Origin of the sequence: Rhizobium sp. RM (assembly GCF_013390595.1) — a bacterium.
In the GTDB taxonomy this organism is placed as follows: Bacteria; Pseudomonadota; Alphaproteobacteria; order Rhizobiales; family Rhizobiaceae; genus Agrobacterium.
The window spans coordinates 105,577-124,090 of the sequence record NZ_JACAWV010000020.1; the positions used below are offsets into that span (position 1 = coordinate 105,577).

19 protein-coding genes are annotated in these 18,514 nt (G+C 56.9%); 5 read left to right on the forward strand and 14 right to left on the reverse strand.

All coding sequences use genetic code 11. The features are described 5' to 3' along the window. The first annotated feature begins 5 nt into the window (after positions 1-5). Entirely contained in the window at positions 6-401 is a 396-nt protein-coding gene (locus HWX89_RS15870; RefSeq protein ID WP_138791772.1) for a c-type cytochrome, read from the forward strand. Between the two features lie 102 nt (positions 402-503). Here HWX89_RS15870 and HWX89_RS15875 read toward each other — a convergent pair whose 3' ends face one another. The 6 genes from HWX89_RS15875 to argH all read right to left on the reverse strand — a co-directional run bounded on the left by HWX89_RS15875 (position 504) and on the right by argH (position 6,915). After that, positions 504-1,388 (reverse strand): polysaccharide deacetylase family protein, encoded by an 885-nt coding sequence (locus HWX89_RS15875; protein WP_138791771.1) that lies wholly within the window; start codon positions 1,386-1,388, stop codon positions 504-506. An 11-nt stretch (positions 1,389-1,399) separates the two neighbouring features. Continuing rightward, the gene (locus tag HWX89_RS15880; RefSeq protein WP_138791770.1) at positions 1,400-2,791 is read right to left on the reverse strand and encodes an MmgE/PrpD family protein; all 1,392 of its coding nucleotides are present in this window, start codon (positions 2,789-2,791) and stop codon (positions 1,400-1,402) included. Between the two features lie 108 nt (positions 2,792-2,899). Then, complete coding sequence (locus HWX89_RS15885; RefSeq protein WP_138791769.1) at positions 2,900-3,727, reverse strand: ABC transporter substrate-binding protein; 828 nt, start codon at positions 3,725-3,727, stop codon at positions 2,900-2,902. A 79-nt stretch (positions 3,728-3,806) separates the two neighbouring features. Next, positions 3,807-4,577, reverse strand: a complete 771-nt coding sequence (locus HWX89_RS15890) for an amino acid ABC transporter ATP-binding protein (protein WP_138791768.1) — start codon at positions 4,575-4,577, stop codon at positions 3,807-3,809. 8 nt (positions 4,578-4,585) lie between these two features. Further along, complete coding sequence (locus tag HWX89_RS15895) at positions 4,586-5,458, reverse strand: amino acid ABC transporter permease (RefSeq protein ID WP_138791767.1); 873 nt, start codon at positions 5,456-5,458, stop codon at positions 4,586-4,588. Further along, entirely contained in the window at positions 5,455-6,915 is a 1,461-nt protein-coding gene (gene argH / locus HWX89_RS15900) for an argininosuccinate lyase (RefSeq protein WP_138791766.1), read from the reverse strand. Before argH ends, HWX89_RS15895 begins: the two co-directional genes overlap by 4 nt. A 106-nt stretch (positions 6,916-7,021) precedes the next feature. On the opposite strand from argH, the gene HWX89_RS15905 reads away from it, so the two are divergent. Continuing rightward, on the forward strand, positions 7,022-7,966 hold the full coding sequence (locus tag HWX89_RS15905) for a LysR family transcriptional regulator (RefSeq protein ID WP_178340796.1): 945 nt from the start codon (positions 7,022-7,024) through the stop codon (positions 7,964-7,966). A 1-nt stretch (position 7,967) separates the two neighbouring features. Here HWX89_RS15905 and HWX89_RS15910 read toward each other — a convergent pair whose 3' ends face one another. Together HWX89_RS15910 and HWX89_RS15915 are read right to left on the reverse strand one after the other, a co-directional pair. Next, the gene (locus HWX89_RS15910; RefSeq protein ID WP_138791764.1) at positions 7,968-8,441 is read right to left on the reverse strand and encodes a GNAT family N-acetyltransferase; all 474 of its coding nucleotides are present in this window, start codon (positions 8,439-8,441) and stop codon (positions 7,968-7,970) included. A 60-nt stretch (positions 8,442-8,501) separates the two neighbouring features. Then, on the reverse strand, positions 8,502-9,740 hold the full coding sequence (locus HWX89_RS15915) for an MFS transporter (protein WP_138791763.1): 1,239 nt from the start codon (positions 9,738-9,740) through the stop codon (positions 8,502-8,504). Positions 9,741-9,840: 100 nt separating this feature from the next. Here HWX89_RS15915 and HWX89_RS15920 point away from each other — a divergent pair, with 100 nt between their 5' ends. Further along, positions 9,841-10,683: a LysR family transcriptional regulator gene (locus HWX89_RS15920; protein ID WP_138791762.1), complete on the forward strand. Its 843-nt coding sequence runs from the start codon at positions 9,841-9,843 to the stop codon at positions 10,681-10,683. Between the two features lie 15 nt (positions 10,684-10,698). On the opposite strand, the gene HWX89_RS15925 is transcribed toward HWX89_RS15920, so the two are convergent. After that, the gene (locus HWX89_RS15925) at positions 10,699-11,058 is read right to left on the reverse strand and encodes an ArsR/SmtB family transcription factor (RefSeq protein WP_138791761.1); all 360 of its coding nucleotides are present in this window, start codon (positions 11,056-11,058) and stop codon (positions 10,699-10,701) included. Positions 11,059-11,163: 105 nt separating this feature from the next. Here HWX89_RS15925 and HWX89_RS15930 point away from each other — a divergent pair, with 105 nt between their 5' ends. Further along, entirely contained in the window at positions 11,164-12,270 is a 1,107-nt protein-coding gene (locus tag HWX89_RS15930) for an NADH:flavin oxidoreductase/NADH oxidase (protein ID WP_138791760.1), read from the forward strand. A 70-nt stretch (positions 12,271-12,340) separates the two neighbouring features. Here HWX89_RS15930 and HWX89_RS15935 read toward each other — a convergent pair whose 3' ends face one another. Further along, complete coding sequence (locus HWX89_RS15935; RefSeq protein ID WP_178340797.1) at positions 12,341-12,805, reverse strand: heme-degrading domain-containing protein; 465 nt, start codon at positions 12,803-12,805, stop codon at positions 12,341-12,343. Between the two features lie 349 nt (positions 12,806-13,154). Here HWX89_RS15935 and HWX89_RS15940 point away from each other — a divergent pair, with 349 nt between their 5' ends. Beyond that, the gene (locus HWX89_RS15940) at positions 13,155-14,213 is read left to right on the forward strand and encodes a D-alanyl-D-alanine carboxypeptidase family protein (protein WP_138791758.1); all 1,059 of its coding nucleotides are present in this window, start codon (positions 13,155-13,157) and stop codon (positions 14,211-14,213) included. Between the two features lie 77 nt (positions 14,214-14,290). Here the strand turns inward: HWX89_RS15940 and HWX89_RS15945 are convergent, their stop codons facing one another. The 4 genes from HWX89_RS15945 to HWX89_RS15960 form a co-directional block, all read right to left on the reverse strand. Further along, positions 14,291-14,779, reverse strand: a complete 489-nt coding sequence (locus HWX89_RS15945) for a GlcG/HbpS family heme-binding protein (RefSeq protein WP_138791757.1) — start codon at positions 14,777-14,779, stop codon at positions 14,291-14,293. Between the two features lie 97 nt (positions 14,780-14,876). After that, complete coding sequence (locus HWX89_RS15950; protein ID WP_138791756.1) at positions 14,877-15,458, reverse strand: response regulator transcription factor; 582 nt, start codon at positions 15,456-15,458, stop codon at positions 14,877-14,879. Further along, a complete protein-coding gene (locus tag HWX89_RS15955) occupies positions 15,455-16,945 on the reverse strand; it encodes a sensor histidine kinase (RefSeq protein WP_138791755.1) in 1,491 nt (496 codons plus the stop codon). Before HWX89_RS15955 ends, HWX89_RS15950 begins: the two co-directional genes overlap by 4 nt. A gap of 136 nt (positions 16,946-17,081) precedes the next feature. Next, positions 17,082-18,512 (reverse strand): c-type cytochrome, encoded by a 1,431-nt coding sequence (locus tag HWX89_RS15960; RefSeq protein ID WP_210271424.1) that lies wholly within the window; start codon positions 18,510-18,512, stop codon positions 17,082-17,084. Positions 18,513-18,514: the final 2 nt, after the last annotated feature.

Consider the following 18,514-nt stretch of genomic DNA (forward strand, 5'->3'; position numbering starts at 1 on the left):
AAAAGATGCGTAATGTGATGTTCTCCGTGGCAGCAATTCTGGCCGCAAGCAGCGCCTCCGCTCTCGCAGAGGGCGATATCGCCAAAGGTGAAACAGTCTTCAAGCGCTGTTCCGCCTGTCACGCCATCGGCGAAGGTGCAAAAAACAGGGTCGGTCCGCAACTCAATGGCATCATCGGACGTGGCGCTGGAAGCGCTGCCGACTATAATTATTCCAATGCGATGAAGAAGGCCGGTGAGGACGGACAGATCTGGACGGCTGAAGAATTGCGCGATTTTCTAAGCGCACCGAAGAAGAAAATACCCGGAAACAAGATGGCTTCGGCGGGTGTCAGCAAAGCTGAAGACCTGGATAATCTGATCGCCTATATCGAAAGTGCGGCGTCAAAATCACCACAATGACCGGTGGATGGTCCGCTTTCACCACTGCTATAGAATTTGGATCGCCGCAGTCGTTGCGGCGGTCCTTGCCTTTGGACGCGTGCCTCGAACCTTATTGCTCGATCAACTGCGAGCGGTGCCGGAGGCGGACTCCAGCGCTTCGTAATGGTCAGTAATTTCCTTGCCGGTCGCGATCCAGACATCGCCTTTGTCGAGAACGTGCTTCAGGAAGTCACGGAGAATGTGCCAGCGCATCGGCCGACCGGAAACCTGAGGGTGAAGGACAAGCGTCGTAACGCCACCCCAGGCATGAGTTGCTTCGAATTCATCGATCCAGAGTGGCAGGACCGCCTCACGGCCGAACAACGTCCCCGGACTAAGACGGCTTTTCATGCCGAAGTTCCAGTCGTCGAAAGCAAAGTTGACCGGGATTTCGACCGGACCGACCGCTCCGGCAGCGCCAGCATGACGATAGGGGAGAATGTCGTCGCGGAAGGAACTCGAATAACGGATGCCTGACTTTTTGAGATAGGCGAGCAATTCCGGAAAGTTTTCGCCCGACGGTGCACGGTAGCCAACCGGACGTACCCCAAGCGCGGTCTGCAACGCTTCAAACCCGCGATCAATTTCCTCGAATGCTTCATCGAGTTTCGTGCGATCCGGTAGTTTATGAAGGTAACCGTGATGACCAATTTCATGACCGGCCGCGACCATTGCTTCACACTGAACAGGATGGGCAAGGGCGGTCCATCCCGGTGTGAAGAACGTACCCTTCAAGCCCAGTTCGTTGAGGAGCTCAAGGATTTTTGCGATGCCAACCCGCGCGTCATATCCGCCGTGCGAGGTTGTCACCATTCTGTCGATGTTAGACGGATTATTGCCGATCCATGCGGTTTCGGCATCCACATCGAAGCCGATAAACAGAGCGCTCTTGGCGCCATTTGGCCAGATCATCTTTGGTGTCGGGGGAGCCGGGTTCAATGGGCGGGGAGAGAGGTCGAACGTCATGTTTCACGCTTTCATCGGAAGGTAGGGATGCTGTCGGCATTGCCGACCATAAGGGCTTCGATCAGGGAGCAGTCTTTGACATCTTCAAGTTCCCCAAGGGCGTTCCAAAGAGCGTCTCGATTTTCGCACGAAAGGCTCATGCCGGCCAGTTCGCGGAATTTTGCCTCGATCGCAGTCGATTGCATTGGCCGTTCGGCTGAGCCCGTGGCACGAGGCACCATCCGCTCTATCTCCACTCCATCACCGAACGTCAGCGTCACCAGGGGTTCTGCCATCGGAGCCATGCTGTCATCAATGTTGACGTTCATGCCGTCCATCAACGCATGGACGCCTGCATGGAGACGATTTTCCTCAGTGTAGGCCTGAAGCCCAGCCGTCCCAAACACACAACGCGCTGCCAGCGCATAGGGCAGGCTCATCTGCGTCGGCGCCATCGCGCCCCCAACCTTTGCGCCACACATGTCTTTGAGCATTGCACTCATCCGCAGATCGATCCGTGCGATCTCCGTGGCCTTGCGTCCCGTTTCGTTCAGGAGATCCTCAAGTGCGTCGATGGCCGAATGCGCGCCGCGGCAGGAAGCGTAGGGTTTCAGGACAGCGCGCCTGATTTTCCAGACATCGCCTAGACCTTCGGCCAGAAATTCTGGTTGGCAGGCCGACTTATTGTACGCGTTGAAGAAGCCGCCCCAGACATCGTCGAAGACGCGGGATGGTCCGGCAAAGCCATTGGCTGCAAGTTGTGCTGCCAGTAAGCCGCCTTCGGCCGCACGTCCAGCGTGCAGTTTCTTCGCCTGAGATCCGTCGTGGATGAAGGCCCAGAGACCGGATGAGAAGCTGGTGGCGAGTGTGATGGCATCGCGTGTCGCGGCAGCATCGAGCCCGAACAGTCGAGCGCACGCCGCCGCAGCAGCTAGCGTGCCGCAGGTGCCGGTGGAGTGCCAGCCGAGACTGTTGTGCGCGTCATAGCCCCCGGTTGCTTCAAGTATACGGCGTCCAACATCGTAGCCCGAGACAACGGCAGTAATCATTTGCCTGCCACTGACAGGCTGGCCGATATGATGCAGTGCTGAAAACAGGGCAGGCATGACCACAGCGCCGGAATGGTCGCAACCGCCGGAATCGTCCAGCTCAAAGGCATGCGCGGCGCAGCCATTGAGAAGTGATGCGTCGCGAGCAGAGGCAGCGAGACCGGTTCCCCATAGCCGCACCGGACCATCTGGCCGAAGCGATTTGACTGCAATCGCAAACTCGCGCGATCGCACACCGGCCAAAGCCGCACCGAGCGTATCGGCAATGTGGACTTTAGCCTTGGCGACAACGTCGACGGGCAAGCTATCGTAATCGAGGGAAGAAACAAACTGGGCCAGCCTGTCGACCGGCGTGTCGGCGAGAGAACGGTTCATGGCAATGCTCGATTGAAGGGAATTTTTCGGGCAAAAAAGGCAAAGCGAAGGGTGCGCCCAACCGCTTGTAGGCGGTCGGGCGTTTTTTCATCGATCTATGCTGGTCGATTACTTGACGGCTTCGCCGTTGATATAGAGGCCATCAAGCAGGGTGCCTTCCAGGCCATGCTTGGCAAAGATTGCCTTATATTCGCCAGATGCCAAGAGAGCCTTGAAGGCAGCGGCGTAGGCATCGCGCAGCTCAGTATCTTTCTTGGGGAATGCAATGCCCTGGAACACTGCCGTGAAGGGTTCGCCGATGACAGCGTAGGTGTCCTTCTCGAGGTTGAGGAGATAAGGCAGCGTTTCCGATCCCTGCACGGCGCCATCCAGACGGCCCTGCTTAAGCTGTGCGCGCGCGTCTGCCGAGCCTTCGGTGCCAACCACCTTGATTGCCGCCAGACCCTTTGCCTCACAATTGGCGGCGCTCCATTTTGCCGTTTCTTCCGGGAAGGACGTGCGGCGGCTCATGCCGACGGTCTTGCCGCAGAAATCGGTCGTGGTCTTGAACTCTTCCTTGCGCGAGGCGGAGGTGTAGAACTGCGCTCCGGACTTCATGTAGTCAACGAAATCGAGCGTATCGCGTCGTTTGGGCAAGTCGCTCATGCCGCTGTGGATCAGGTCGACACGACCGGTCTGGAGCGAGGACACCATCTGTTCAAAGCCAATGTCGGCCCATTCGACGCTGACGCCCAACTGCTTGGCAAGTGCCAGACCGAGATCAATGTCGACGCCCATCAGCGTGTTGGTAGCAGGGTCCTTATATTCCATTGGCGGGTAGTTGGGCTGGTTCGCGACGATAACCTTGCCGGCGGTTTTGATGCGCTCCGGCAGGCCTTCTGCCTGGGCGGCAGTCGAGGCCAGAATGACGGCGAGAGAGATAAGAGCTGTTTTCACGTTGTTCCCCTTTGTTTTGAAACGTGGTTGGGTTGATAGGATTATCGCAAGGCGACGGTTTTGGCCGTTCCTGCTGACATTAACTGTGAACGGCCTTGATGAACTCGGCAGTGCGCGGACTTTTCGGTGCTCCCAACACCTCGGCCGCAGGACCGACTTCGACCATCTTTCCGGCCTCCATGAAGGCAACGGTATTGGCGACGTTGCGGGCAAAGCCCAGTTCGTGGGTAACCACGATCATTGTCATGCCGCTCGCGGCAAGCGCCTTCATGACGTCAAGCACTTCGGACACCAGTTCCGGATCGAGTGCAGAGGTCGGTTCGTCAAAGAGGATCAAATCGGGTCGCATGCACATTGACCGCGCAATCGCGACACGTTGCTGCTGGCCGCCCGACAATTGTGAAGGATAATGATCGGCTTTATCCGACAGACCAACCCTCGCCAGTAGCTCAAGGGCACGGTTACGAACGTCTGCCACAGGCTCGCCCAGGACATGGACAGGGCCTTCCATGATGTTTTCAAGGGCGGTCTTGTGCGGAAAGAGGTTGAAGCGCTGGAAGACCATGCCGATGCGACGGCGTTGCCTGGAAATCTCGGCGTCGCTTACCTCATAGAGGTTGTTGCCTTCGCGGCGGTACCCGATCAGCTCGTCTCCGACCCAGATTGCTCCAGAGTTCATTTTCTCAAGCTGATTGATGCAGCGCAGAAAGGTACTTTTGCCTGATCCGGAAGGGCCGATGATGCAGCAGACCTCTCCCTTGGCAATTTCGAGACTGACCTGATCAAGCGCGGCGAAGGTGCCATAAAGCTTGGTAACGTCGACTGCTTTTACAATGATGTTCTTGCTCATGACGGACCTCACATCGAAGCGCTGACAGCTTTGCTGCCACGACCAAAATATCGTTCGATATAGTGCTGAACGACCGACAGGACGGAGACGACGGCGAGATACCAGAAGCTTGCAACCAGCAGCAATTCAAGCACACGGGTATTGGCGAAATAGATGATCTGAGCGTTGTGCAGGATCTCGGAGTACTGGATGACGCTGGCCAATGAGGTCAGTTTGACCATGCCTATCACCTCGTTGCCGATCGGCGGAACCATCACCCTCATGGCCTGAGGAAGGACGATGCGACGCAACATCATCATCTGCGTCATGCCGATGGAACGCGCAGCCTCATACTGTCCGCTGTCGACGGAAAGCAGCCCGCTACGAACGACTTCCGACGTATAGGCGCCTTGAGAAATGCCTAGCCCGAGCATGGCCGCAACGAAGGGTGTCATGATGTCGACGGTGCGGAACTCGAACAGGCCAGGAATGCCCATGGTCGGGAAGATCAGGGCCAGATTGAACCAGATCATGAGCTGAAGCAGCGCAGGCGCACCACGGAAAATCCAGACATATCCGACGGCGATCGAAGACAATACCGGATTGCCAGATACACGCATGATGGCAATGACAACACCGAGAACGATCCCCAGTGTCATGGCCGCAACCGTCATGAAAAGAGTGTTTCTCAATCCATCGAGAATGGCGGGAGCGAAAAGGAAATCGCGAACATAGCTCCATTCGATCTGGCCTACGCTGAAAGCGCGGATGATTGCTGCGAGTACGAGAAGAACCACTGCGGCCGCTACCATGCGCCCGATATGGCGCTTGGGAACGAGTGTCAGATGCGCAATCTCGTACTTTTGTTCAAGCGATGCTGGGTGGGTATCGGTGATGGTCATCGCGCACCTCTTTCACGCAGCCCCGTGGCATTGCTGCCGGGCAGGTTCAGTGTGCTGGTGGCGAACGTCTTCTTCGCGTCCAGTATCGTGGTGAAACGCTTGATCTGCTCGCGGACCCGAACCGGGGATGTCGAGCCATAGCCATGGCGGCTTGCAAGCGCGCCTTCCAGCGTGATGGCTTCAAGAACGCCAGGGTTAAGCCGTTCATCGATGTGTGGGAGATCATCTGCTGTCAAACCGGCCAGATCGTGGCCACGTTCCTCGCAATAGCGGACAACAGCCCCGGTGATGTCGTGCGCCTGTGCGAAAGGCACGTTCTGGGACACGAGCCAATCAGCCACTTCGGTTGCGAGTGTGAAGCCCTTTGGTGCTTCTTCGCGTAGCTTTGCAACGTCGAACTCCAGTGTTTCAACCATGCCTGCAAAAGCAGGCAAGATAAGTTCGATAACATCGATGCTTTCGAACAAAGCGCGCTTGTCCTCTGCTAGATCACGGTTGTAGGCCAGCGGCATGGCCTTCATCGTCGCCAGGAAACCGGCAATGTTGCCAATGAGGGTGCCGCTCATGCCACGCGTCAGTTCGGCAATGTCCGGGTTCTTCTTCTGCGGCATGATGGAGGAGCCGGTCGAATAGGAATCGTGCAACTTGACCCAGCTAAACTGCTTGGAGCTCCAGATGCAGATTTCTTCTGCGAGGCGAGAAAGGCTGACAGCGACCAGAGAGCAGATGAACAGGAATTCGGCGACATGATCGCGAGCGGAGACGGCGTCGATGGAGTTTTCGCAGGCTGCAGAGTAGCCAAGTTCGATGGCGGATAGATCCGGGCGGCAAGCGATGCCAGAGCCTGCGAGTGCCGCCGCACCGAGCGGCGAACGGTCAAAGCGCCGGTCGAAATCTTCAAAGCGCTCCAGGTCGCGCAACAGGCTTTGCGCATGTGCCATGAGGTGATGGCCAAGCACGACTGGCTGTGCCGGCTGCAAGTGGGTGAAACCAGGCATAACCGTTTCGGTGTGCCTTGTGGCTTGAAGAACGAGTGCTTCTTCGACTGCGACGACGCCGAGAGCGAGTTCGCGTGCCTTTCGGCGAAGATAAAGACGTGTGTTGTTGGAAGTCTGGTCATTGCGCGAACGGCCAGCACGCAGCTTTCCTCCCAGCACGCCAAGGCGCTGCATCAAGAGGCGCTCGAGAAAGGTATGGATATCCTCATCGGAAGCGATAGGCTTTTCGTTTCCGCTGGCAACATCGGTTTCGATATGATCGAGCGTTTCGCGGATGGTGGTGAATTCCGCCTCGTCCAGCACGCCGGCGCGTTTCAGTTCCGAGGCATGTGCACGCGAACCAGCCAGATCTTCACGGTAAAGCCGGAAATATGTGGGGTGCGAGCGAGAAAGATTGGCAAGTGCTTCCGAGGGGCCGGACTTGAATCGTCCACCCCAGAGCTGGGTCGGCTCCGACATGTTTTGTTCCCTTTTTTGTTTAATGTTGAGGCAACGCTCCCATGTGATGCCAATTCGGGCAAGCGAAGTTAATTCCTTGGTCTATGACAAAAACGACTAGCCAGCCATGGTTTTGGGGACTAGGCTGAAAGCGACTAACGGCGAGGTCAAAGTGTCCGGTCGCAAACAATTTCCATCGATGACGGCGTTGCAGGTTTTGCTCGCGGTGGCAGAGCGCGGGTCAACGAGCGCTGCAGCCGAGCCGCTGGCACTGTCTCAAAGTGCAGTCAGTAAGCAGTTGATCGGACTTGAAGATATCATTGGTGGCCCGGCTTTTTCACGAACACCGAACGGCATGGTTCCGACCGAATTGGGTGCCATCTACATTGACCATGCCCGAACGGCCATAAAGGCCATGGAAGATGCTGCGCTGAAGGTCGCGCGCCTCAGGCCGGGACCGCGCGTGCTTCGTCTTCAGGTGCCGCCGATCTTCGGAGATCGTTGGTTGTTGCCGCGCTTTGCACAATTTACCGAGGCACATCCGGAAATCGAAGTGCAGTTCACCACCTTTGTCTCGAAGGCGCAGACCGAAGTGCCGGACGGAAGCGTGCGATTTGTCGTTTGCCCCGGTGCTGAAGAAGAAGGTGCCTATCTGTTCGGCAATGACGTCCGCCTGGTCAGTGCCACCTCCTACTGGGAAAAGTTAGGTGACCATGGCACCATCGAAGCCGTTTCAAGAGGGGTGATGCTGGAGCATCCTCAGACCCCGTTTCACTGGCCTTTTTTTGCCAAGGCGAATGACAGAAAGGGCCTTGAAATCCGCCACACCATGCGTTTCGGTTATTACACCATGGTCATCCGCGCAGCACTTGCGGGGCAGGGCATGGCGCTGATCCCGCACGGTCTCATTGTCGATGACCTTGTTGCCGGGCGTCTCGTCAATCCCTGCGGAATGGGATACCGGAGCGACCTCGGATATTGGTTCACCAAGCCTGGCAATATTCCGACCAGCCAGTCCATGCGCCTTTTCGAGCAATGGCTCTATGAAGAAGCCCGGACGATGAGAGACTAGTTCAGTTCGCCAGCCGTTTCAGCGCCTCTCCGTCGAGACGATAGAAGATCTTCTCCGGTTTCTGCGTGCCGCCAATGTTGTCATAGAAGCGCAACAAGCGGTCGTCATTCGCATCTGCCGTCCAATCGATCCGCGAAAGCCCGCGCTCCACGGCAAGCTGTGCCAAGTGCGCGAGCAATTTTTGACCGAGGCCCCGGCTTCGGTAGCGCTGCCGGACATAAAGTTCTTTCAGGAAAAGACCGGGTTGCAGATAAGGGCCGGGGTAGAGTGCGCTAAAGGCAGCAAAGCCAAGGATAGTGCCCTGTTCGGTGATGATAATGATCTCGGACGCGTCGGGCCGTTCCTTCAATCCGTTCAGAATGTTTTCGCGGGTGGGGCAGGGCACGTCGTAGTGCGCCTGCATTTCTTCCAGCAGTTCGGCAAACTCACCGAGCAGTTCGGAATGCTGTTCCAGCCTTTGGATGAGGTAAGCCATTCTTTTCTTCTCCCGGCGATCATCGACCTCCATTAACGACATGGCGCCGGTCATCCGCAACTATTTCGGATGAGACGGTGATGATATGGCCAAAGGCAGCGCCGTGACGAACACCGGCACGACGAGTGCCGACCACGCCAGGCCATAGCCAGAATGGTCGACGAGAAGTCCGAAGACATAGGGGCCTAGTGCCATGACCGCCAAACAGATCGTGGAGGCGAAGGCAACGGTAGATGCGATCGAACCTTTCGGTGCACTTTCCGCGATTTCAAGAAGGTAGAGCGGAAACCAGCCGATTCCAAAAATACCGAGGCCAACAAGAACGAGTAGAATGACTGGTGTGGGAGTTCCCAAGGGTAAAGCCGCAAGCGTCGCGGCAGCGCTTGCTGCAATCACGGACACGCGGCCGAAGGATTGGCTGCGACGCCCGGGCCGGAAGCGATCGCTAATCCACGGCAACAGGATGCGACCGGGAATTCCGACAAGCTGCGTTGCGGCAAACATGGATGACGCTGCGAAAAGCCCAAGCCCCAAACCATCTGCAAGAAAGCTTATGACGTGTGCCGTAAAGGTAAACTGGAATGCGGACATAGCAATGCCTAGGCGCAATGCAGGCCAGAAATTCCTGTTTTGCCCAACGGTGCGAACGAGTTTCGACAGTGGAAGTGGTCGCTCGGTTTTGGCGGCGAGATCGTCTCCTTCGCGATATAGTCCCCAGAAGAGTGCTGCACCGGCTAAGGAAACAGCGGCGCTGAGCCAAGCCGCAGCATGCCAGCCATGCTGAACTGCGATGAAGGGGAGAAGAGCTGCTGCGATCATCGTTCCAAAAGGGACGGCGGCTTGTCTGAAGCCCGTGGCTACGCCGCGTTTTGCCGGTGGAAACCAGCGCATGATCGCACGTGTACCGCCCGGCTGCACCGCAGCGTAGGTGCCACCCAAAAATGCCATGCAGAGAAGTAGTGCCAGCAGGCTGTCTGCGAATGTCGCAGCGCAGGCCATAGCGATTGCCATACCGAGCATTGCAATGCCGACGATGCGGCGTTCACCGTGACTGTCAATGGCGCGACCAAGCATGAACATGGTTGCTATCTGGACGCCGTTCATGACGGTCACAGCCAGTGAGGCTGATGCGAGGGAGACGCCGAACGCTTCGCGCCAGAAGGGTACGAGGATGTAAATCCCTTGCGAAACAAAGGAGCCTGCAGTTTGAGTGCCTACCGCCACTGCAAGGACTGCCCATATTCGAGGGACGACGGGAACTGCGGATGTGGGGGAGGGCGGTGAAATTTGTGATGACACGAGAAAATCCTATCGAGAGTTCTCGTCGGAATAGCGCTCTATTAAAGTCTGCAGAATTAGGGGCTTGCGCATTTCAGCGATAACAGTTTGTTATAGATGTATGCGCTCCCTTGATCTTGAAGCCGTCGAGGCTTTTCTTCTCGTCGCCGAATTACAGTCATTCACTCGGGTTGCTGGAGTGATGAGCACGACGCAAGCCGCGATCTCCCTACGCTTGCGCAGGCTCGAAGACATGCTGGGGCATCGTCTTGTCGAACGAACACCGCGTCGCGTCCGTTTGACGGCGGCAGGTGAGCGTTTCCTGGAGCCGGCACGTGCTTATGTTGCTGCGGGCCGTCGCGCCCTTGATGTTTTTGGTAAAGAACCAACGCGTCTTGCGATTGGTGTCACGCATCACTTGATCGGTGCCGATCTGCCCCGCATCCTTCGTGTTGTGAGTGAACGGGAGACGAGCGTAACGCTTCATCTTCGAACCGCCGGCACTAGAACGCTGCTCGAACTTTACGATTCCGGCGAGCTCGACGCGATCGTCGTGTTACGGCACGACGATATCCGTCGCGACGGTGAGACCTTGTTTCAGGAAAACTTCAACTGGTACTGCAGCGTGGACTTCAGTCTGCCTCCGGACGCCCCTGTACCTCTCGTGCTTCAACCGGAACCCTGCAATCTGCGCGCCATGGCGCTTCGATCTCTGGAGAGCGAGAATATTGCCTGGCGTGAGGTCTTTGTAGGGACTGGAGCAACGGCTGTGGGGGCGGCGGCTGAAGCTGGGATCGGCGTTGCACTTCTGGCGCAGAGCGCAGCACCTGCCGGGGTGCGGGAGATCAACGGCACTCTTCTACCAGAGCTTCCAACGTTGGATGTCGTGATGATTTCTGCGGTGACGGGGGATCACGCCAACGCTGTACTTCGACGGATAACACGTGCTTTTCAGTCATCGTGAAGCAGCAATGATGGCTCAACGTTTTCCGGTTGAGGCGACAGCTTTATCGACACCACCATCCCGCTCCAGCTCTTCCATCAAAAGAGCGAGAAGGCCCGGGAACCGGGCGTCAATGTCGTCACGACGAAGCGAGGACGCGCGACGGTTACCGTAGTCGATCTGGCTGATCAAACCCGCTTCGCGAAGAATTTTGAAGTGGTGGGTCAGCGACGCTTTGGCGACCGGAAAGCCGAACGATGCGCAGTTGCGCTCAGTGCAATCAGGGAGCGTCGCCAGAATGGCAATCACCGTGCGACGCAAGGGATCGGACAGGGTGGAAAACACGACGCTGAGGTCGATTTCATCACGCGTGGGCTGGGGAAGAATTTCTGGCATACTGTAAATTACGAGGATTGGCTGCCTGGTGCAAGTCTAAGGTATGGCTTGACGCATACCCGCTTGCGTCCTAGGTATGGCCTATCCCATACCAAAGGTGACCTCATGCCCCAACCCCAACTTTTTACACCCTTCAAGATCCGTAACCTCGAACTCGAGAACCGTATAACCATTGCTCCTATGTGCACCTACTCGGCCGTCGACGGTTGCATGACGGATTGGCACCTTATTCATCTTGGGCAGCTTGCCCTTTCCGGCGCTGGTTTGCTGACGATCGAGGCGACAGCAGTTGTCCCTGAAGGGCGCATCAGCTACGCAGACGTCGGCTTGTACGATGACGCAACTGAAGATGCGATGCGCAAAACACTCCAGGGCGTCAGGAAGTGGTCGAACATCCCGATTGCTATCCAACTTGCTCATGCCGGACGAAAAGCATCGACGGATCTACCTTGGCAGGGTGGTGGGCAGATTGCGCCAGAGCACAAGAATGGTTGGCAAACCGAGGGGCCGTCGCCTGTCGCATTCAAATCGACCGACAATGCGCCGACCGAAATCAGCCGCGAGCGCATGAACGCGATCCGCTACGCTTTCGCAGAAGCTGCCGTCCGTGCCGCGCGTATCGGCATCGATGCTGTACAGATACACGCCGCGCATGGTTATCTGCTCCATTCGTTCCTGTCGCCGCTCGCCAATCAGCGAACGGATGAATACGGTGGAAGCCTTGAAAACCGGATGCGCTTTCCGTTGGAGGTCTTCGACGCGGTACGCGCGGCCTTCCCAGCAGACAAGACTGTCTCTGTCCGTGTTTCCGCGACGGATTGGCACGATGGTGGCTGGAATCTCGAGGAAACGGTTGAATTTGCCAAAGCTCTCGAGCTGCGTGGCTGCGATGCGATCAATGTTTCGACTGGCGGCCTGCATGTCGAGCAGAAGATCCCTGTTTCTCCTAGCTACCAGGTGCCATTCGCGCGCGTTGTGAAGGCTGCCGTGAAGATGCCGGTCGTTGCTGTCGGATTGATCACCGAGCCATCTCAGGCGGAAGGTATTGTTGCGACGGGAGATGCTGATCTGATCGGTCTGGCCCGCACGATTCTCTATGATCCACGTTGGCCATGGCATGCTGCCGCAGCGCTCGGTGGCGAAGTTTCCGCCGCTCCTCAATATCACCGCAGTCAGCCGGCGACCCTGAAAACCTTGTTCAAGGCCCTCTAAAATCAGGCATACCCCGACGCTTAAGTCGGGGTATGCTTTAACCCTTTGCGGGTATCGCCAAAGATCCCGCTCACGCTGGATCGATTTTCAGATGCTCCATGAGGATCTGGGCTGCAAATGCATGATCTTCTTCCCCGGTGAGACCTGAGATTGTCAGGCTTCCGATAATTCCGGCGTTCTGTACGACAATCGGGAAGCCACCGCCTGCCATGACGTAGTCGGCGATATCGGCACCGGTCTTCGGTGAAAACTCACCCTCGCGACCCTGCTCGAGCACGATGCGATAGGTTGACTTCAGGAACCGGCGCACGGTGTTTGCCTTGCGTCTCACCCATTCGCTGTTGTTTGAGGAGGCGCCTGGCCGCGACAGATAGACAATCTGACGGTCGAACGTTCTGATATCGATGGCAATTGGCAATTGCCGCTCGCTGGCAATTCTCCAGCCGATTGTTCCAAGCTCGAACGCGATATCTTCATCAAACTTCGGCAGGACAAGTCTGCGCTCCTGCTCCAGGACGGTCTTCAAATCACTCATCATGTTCTCGTTTTTGCTAAGGAAACCCGATCTTCCGTGCGTGACGTTATCGTCTCGGAACGCGGATATCAATTCGTCAGGAAGCATCTGTGCTTAGTCCAAACCGATCTCGCAGGGGCCCGTCAGAGCCGAACAGTTTCTCGTGATGTCGAAGCGTTAGCCATTGCGCTGTCGGTGGTACTGGTAGTATTCGAACATCTTGTTTTTCTGATCTTGCGACGGCTTCGACACATCAGCTCGATCTTCCCTATCTCACATGAACCGACCACAGCCAAAGCATCTGCCCATGTTATTCTCAAAGCATTCCATTTTTCATCGTCTAGGATGCGGCTTACCTGGCAACCCGGATATGCCGGGAAAACAGCCGACGAAGCGAATGTTCAAAGGCGCTTTGCTTGTTGCCTCTTGCCTGGCGAGCGTGCCGGCCAGTGCAACGCCGGTGCTGGTTGTGGATGTCGCAAGCCGTGATGTGCTTTATCAGGAGGATGCCGGCGTGCCTTGGTATCCGGCCTCGACAACCAAAATGATGACGGCTCTGCTGACCTTCGAGGCTCTTCATGCAAATGTCGTGAGCCTGAAGACGCCTGTTGTGATGTCGCGTAACGCGACGAAACAGGCGTTTTTGGAGTCTGGCCTCACGTTTGGCCGAACGATGACGATCGAGGATGCGCTTTATGCGACGATTACCGCGTCTGCAAATGACGTGGCGGTCGCTTTGGCCGAAACCGTTGCATCCAGCGAACCAAAATTTGTTGCCCGCATGAACGAGAGGGCCGCGCAGCTTGGGATGACTGGTACGCATTTCGCCAGTCCGAACGGTCTTTTCAGCCGGCAGAATTATTCAACGGCCCGTGATCTTGCGATCCTTGGTATGGAAATTGATCGGCTGTTTCCCGAGTACCGCCATTTCTTCCAGGCCACGGCAGTGACCATCGACGGCAAGGAGATCAAGTCGAACAATTTGCTCCTGAGCCGCTACCCGGGCACGATTGGAATGAAAACCGGTTTTCTCTGTGCGTCGGGGAGAAACTATGTCGGCCTTGCCACGCGCAATGGCAAGCAGGTTATGGTCGTCGTGCTCGGTGCGACTACGGAGCGAGAACGCAATGAGCGTTCCGCGCAGTACCTCACTCAGGCCTTCGACGGGCAATTGGCGGCACGTGCGGAGCGCGTGGATGACATTCCAAACAGGCCAGAGGTCGCGCCGGAAGATATGCGGATACGTCTCTGTACCAACCAGAGCGCGGCTTACGAGACCAGCCGCGAAGCGCTTTACCCAATGGGGTTGCCCGGCCACGAAACCTATTTGCAAGGTGAGGGGCCAAGCCAGGTCTACGCCATCCGCACATGGGCCAGCGAAACCGTTGAGAGTGTGCCGTTACCTGCTCCACGCCCCGTCACGCAGTGACGTAAGCCTATTGCCAGAATAGAGAAGACCAGCACCCGCAAGTCATTTGGCAGGCGCTGGTCATCGATCATTGAAGCTCACTTCAGCCGGTCAGCAAGTTTCTCGATCGCCTTCGTCGCGCAAGCCTCATCGAGGTGACCGCCGGGCGCGCCACCAACGCCAATTGCACCGATGGTGTCTTTTCCGATCTTGAGCGGAACGCCTCCCGCCAAAACCAGGAAGCCTGGAATGTCGACGAGACCGGCAGCTGCGGGGTTTTTCGAGACGGTTTCAGCCATCCCGCTGGTTGGATTGCGTGAGGATGCCGATGTGTATGCCTTGGCCGTGGCGGCATTTGCCGTGTGGGCACCAGCATTTTCAGCGCGAACCAGTGCCAGCAGGATGCCAGCCCGGTCGGTGACGGCTGCCGCAACATTGTAACCTTCGGCAGAGCACGCGGCGACTGCTGCGTTCGCCAGTTCGACTGCCGCAGCCGTGCCAAGGCTCGTCTGCTTGACGGTGTCTTGCGCGAAGGCGCAGCTTGCGAAAGCGGTTGAAAGTGCGATCGAAAGCAAAACGTTTTTCATATCCGTGGGTCTCCAGTTGCTGGTGTTGCTGGAGACATATTTAGCCAAAGAGAGATATTGCCAAAATTCGCAGAGACACTGACCTCTATCGGTAGAATTACCGATTAAGCGCAAGCCAGATACGCGTCTGTTCAGCAACGGCAGGCGTTCCAAGTTTCAGCGCAATATTTGCCCGGTGGCTGTCCACGGTACGGATCGATACACCGAGCGCGGCCGCGATCTCTTTGCTGCCGAAACCTTTTGTGACAAGGTCGATGACTTCGCGTTCGCGGCTGGTGAGTTGTTCCAGCAGCTTGCCCGTTTCGTGCTGCGCCATCAATTCTGACAGCTTGGCTTCGCATGATGTGATCGCGTCAATCAGTACATGTTCGTCCACCGGCTTCACCAGAAAATCCATGACGCCTGCCTTGAAAGCGCGACGACAGGCTTCGATATCGCCGTGCCCGGTGATCATGATCGCCGGCCAATCTATATCCATCTCGGACAGTTTTTTCAGAAGCTGAAGTCCGCTGGTTGCTGGCATGCGCAGATCCAGAATGATGACACCTGGCTTTGCTTTGTCCAGATGGGCAAGAAGATGGGCGGCATCGGAAAAAGCGGTCACCTCTTTGCCGTAGGTGGCGAGAAGCAGAGAAAGGGCTTCGCGAACGGAGGCATCATCATCGACGACGTAGATCATTCGGCGCTCCCCAATGGTATGCGGATCGTAAAACAGGCGCCATCATCATTGTGTGCTTCAAGTGTGCCGTTCATTTTTTCGATGAGGCGTGCGCAAAGCGGAAGGCCAAGACCCATCCCGTCTTTCTTCGTCGTGAAGAATGGTTCGAATATGCGCTCTATCAAGGCAGGGTCCAAGCCCGGACCGTTGTCGCTGACATTGATGATCACTTCCTTTCCTTGAGGTTCAGCCAAAATTCTGATGTGTGGGGCCGGGCGGTTGACCAGCGCGTCAACAGCATTGCGGATCAGATTGTGGATCACCTGCTGGAAGGAAATGACGTCGATGGCGATAAGACATGGCTTCTCGGAAATCGACGTTTCCAGAACGATGCCCCTTTGTGCAATGTCGGTCTCCACCAGACGCAGTGCACCAGTCAGCGCGTCAGTCAAGGACACATTCTCGATCTTTGCATCAGCTCCGGAAATATAGGCCCGCATACGGCTGAGAATGTCTCCTGCTCTTTTGGCTTCTCGGACATTGGCGTCAAGCGCCTGTTCGAGAATGTCTGTGCGGTTGATCGTGATCGCGCGGCGCGCTGCCTGGCTTTGCGCGAGCATTGCAGCCACAGGCTGGGCCAGTTCATGTGCAATCCCTGACGCCATTTCACCGAGCGCGTTTACCCGCCCAGCATGAGCAAGCTGCGTTTCTTGTTCAAGCAGGGCCGCGCGTTGCTCCTGACGCCGTCGCTCGCTGCTGGCATGGCGATACTGTCGAACAAGCCAGAGTGCTCCAGCCAGCACAACGAGAACCGGTATCAGAACTAGTGGAGGCAACAGTTCTTTCGGTCCGAAAACGCGACTGACGGTAAGCTTCAGAGGTTGTCCGGCATTGGAGGACGAAAGCGCTTCGCTTGCCGAGGTGATGGCAGGTGCGCTCGTTGGGCGCGTGAAAAGCACACTGTCGCCGAGAGACAGGCCTACAGAATACTCCGGTGGCATCTGCTCGATTGCCAGCAATCGGGTTGCGTCGATCCTCAGCCGCAGCAGCCGATTGAACTCAACCAGCTTGTAGATGTCATAGGCGTGCGCGCCCGGGATTGCGCGAACCATTGTGTCACCAGGGCTTTGTGGCTGGAGCAAACCTTCTGTGGGTTCGGAGGAGACAAGTGGACCTGTCGCTGCGCCATAGGTGACCACGCGCGAGACCGGGCCTTCGATCCTGATCGTGGCGATGTTCGTAATGCGTGAATAAAACGTGCTTACGGATTGCGCGAGCCCCTGCAGGCTTTCTGCAGGTTCATCGTTCGACATGCGGACGACTGCCGCAAGCGCCGTCAGGTGTGCGTCGTGCTGCGCCAGTTTTTCTGCCAGCAGGACATCAGTCTGCCGGGTCGTGGCGGCAAGTTCCGACAATCCCGTGTTGTAGCGGACGACCGCGACCGCGCAGATGGCGAACAAAGTCGTGACGAGGAATGTGGCCCAAAATCCTAGTGTGGCTGCTCGCAAAATGATCCCGATTGTTCAGATGCCATCGAAAATGGCATGTCTTGTGGACAGGGACCTGTCAAGCTTTGTCAAAACAGTAGGTTGCCCGCCATGGCATGGCGAGCAACACGTATGCGTCAATAATGTATGGTCATCCCTATAGCGGCATGGTGGATTTGCGGTGGCGCCGACGTAGCAGCACATAAAGTCCTGTAGCCAGGACAACCAAGGCTACGGTTACCCCGGCGCCGACACCAATTTGTGCCATGACCACCAGGTTGGAGGCTGAGCCGCCATTACGGATAACCTGAACGTCATCTGGCGTTACGGCAAGATCGGCGTTCCCGTAATGTTTGAAGATGTAGTTGGCAAGTGATGCCACTTCGACGTTGTTAAGCGACGTCAACGCATTGGACTGATCACCAAACGGTGGCATGAATGCGTGGTCGTCTCCGGTATGACGGTCAACACCATAGAGGATCGTTGCGATCAGATTGACGCCGTTGTCACCAGCAGTTGCGGCGTTCTTGAACAGGCTTGGGTAATATCCGTCACCTGTGCCCTCAGCGTTGAAGCCATGGCACGATGCGCAGTTGGCGGAGTAGATTTGCGCACCGGAGTTTACGCCGGCGAGGCCCTTTGCATAGTTTTGACCGCGGAACCCGGTCAATTCATTCGCCGCGCTGCCCAGATCGAAGCGGGTCGGAGCTGCCGTCTCTTTCGCAGGGCGAGCGGATGGCACGCTGCGAATATAAGTGGCTATCGCGTTGAGATCGGCATCTGTCAGGTGCTGGAAGCTGTAGCTGATCGCTTCCGCCATGCTTCCGGCCGCCTGGGCGCGGTGATCCAGTCTACCGGTCTTCAGGTAGGTCACGAGGTCCTGCTGGCTCCAGGAACCGATACCGGTGACCTTGTCGTTGGTGATGTCAGGCGCATACCAGGGGCCGACCTGGCCACCGCTGAGATTGGCAGCCTTCTGCTCCTGCATAAGCAAGCCGCGTGGCGTGTGGCACGTGCTGCAGTGTGCAGCACCCTCGGCGAGATATCGTCCACGGTTCCATTCGGCCGACCGCTGTGGATCATCCACATGGGTTCCGCTGGGGCGGAACAGAAGGTTCCAGCCCATCATCGACGCCCGGATGTTCATCGGGAAAGGAAGGCTGGTCTGCGGGGCCTCTTTCTCAACCGGCTCGACGCCCTGCATGAAATAAGCATAAAGCGCGTGGATGTCCTCATCCGTCATCACAGAATAGGACACATAAGGCATCGCCGGGTAGAGATTGGCGCCGTCGGCACGAACACCCTTTCGGACAGCATTGGCAAATGCCGCTTCGCTGTAATTTCCGATACCGAATTGTTTCGATGGCGTGATGTTGGTCGACATGATCGTGCCAACGGGAGAGGCCATCGGTAAGCCGCCGGCCATTGGTTCGCCGCCATGATGATTTGTATGGCAAGCGATGCAATCGGCGGCGGTGGCGAGGTATTTGCCTCTGTCCACCAGTTCTTTCGAGAACTCCTGCGCAGTGCTGATGCCCGGCAGGAAAGCGCCGAGAGCCAAGGCGAGAACGAATGTCTTTGTAGTCATGA

Excerpts from the sequence above, each read along its gene's own strand:
- HWX89_RS15960 (WP_210271424.1), bottom strand. The coding sequence starts at position 18,512 with ATGACTACAAAGACATTCGTTCTCGCCTTGGCTCTCGGCGCTTTCCTG.
- HWX89_RS15950 (WP_138791756.1), bottom strand. The coding sequence starts at position 15,458 with ATGATCTACGTCGTCGATGATGATGCCTCCGTTCGCGAAGCCCTTTCT.
- HWX89_RS15895 (WP_138791767.1), bottom strand. The coding sequence starts at position 5,458 with ATGACCATCACCGATACCCACCCAGCATCGCTTGAACAAAAGTACGAG.
- HWX89_RS15870 (WP_138791772.1), top strand. The coding sequence starts at position 6 with ATGCGTAATGTGATGTTCTCCGTGGCAGCAATTCTGGCCGCAAGCAGC.
- HWX89_RS15940 (WP_138791758.1), top strand. The coding sequence starts at position 13,155 with ATGCCGGGAAAACAGCCGACGAAGCGAATGTTCAAAGGCGCTTTGCTT.
- HWX89_RS15905 (WP_178340796.1), top strand. The coding sequence starts at position 7,022 with ATGGTTTTGGGGACTAGGCTGAAAGCGACTAACGGCGAGGTCAAAGTG.
- HWX89_RS15935 (WP_178340797.1), bottom strand. The coding sequence starts at position 12,805 with ATGAGTGATTTGAAGACCGTCCTGGAGCAGGAGCGCAGACTTGTCCTG.
- HWX89_RS15925 (WP_138791761.1), bottom strand. The coding sequence starts at position 11,058 with ATGCCAGAAATTCTTCCCCAGCCCACGCGTGATGAAATCGACCTCAGC.
- argH (WP_138791766.1), bottom strand. The coding sequence starts at position 6,915 with ATGTCGGAGCCGACCCAGCTCTGGGGTGGACGATTCAAGTCCGGCCCC.
- HWX89_RS15945 (WP_138791757.1), bottom strand. The coding sequence starts at position 14,779 with ATGAAAAACGTTTTGCTTTCGATCGCACTTTCAACCGCTTTCGCAAGC.
- HWX89_RS15880 (WP_138791770.1), bottom strand. The coding sequence starts at position 2,791 with ATGAACCGTTCTCTCGCCGACACGCCGGTCGACAGGCTGGCCCAGTTT.
- HWX89_RS15890 (WP_138791768.1), bottom strand. The coding sequence starts at position 4,577 with ATGAGCAAGAACATCATTGTAAAAGCAGTCGACGTTACCAAGCTTTAT.
- HWX89_RS15930 (WP_138791760.1), top strand. The coding sequence starts at position 11,164 with ATGCCCCAACCCCAACTTTTTACACCCTTCAAGATCCGTAACCTCGAA.
- HWX89_RS15920 (WP_138791762.1), top strand. The coding sequence starts at position 9,841 with ATGCGCTCCCTTGATCTTGAAGCCGTCGAGGCTTTTCTTCTCGTCGCC.
- HWX89_RS15875 (WP_138791771.1), bottom strand. The coding sequence starts at position 1,388 with ATGACGTTCGACCTCTCTCCCCGCCCATTGAACCCGGCTCCCCCGACA.
- HWX89_RS15910 (WP_138791764.1), bottom strand. The coding sequence starts at position 8,441 with ATGGCTTACCTCATCCAAAGGCTGGAACAGCATTCCGAACTGCTCGGT.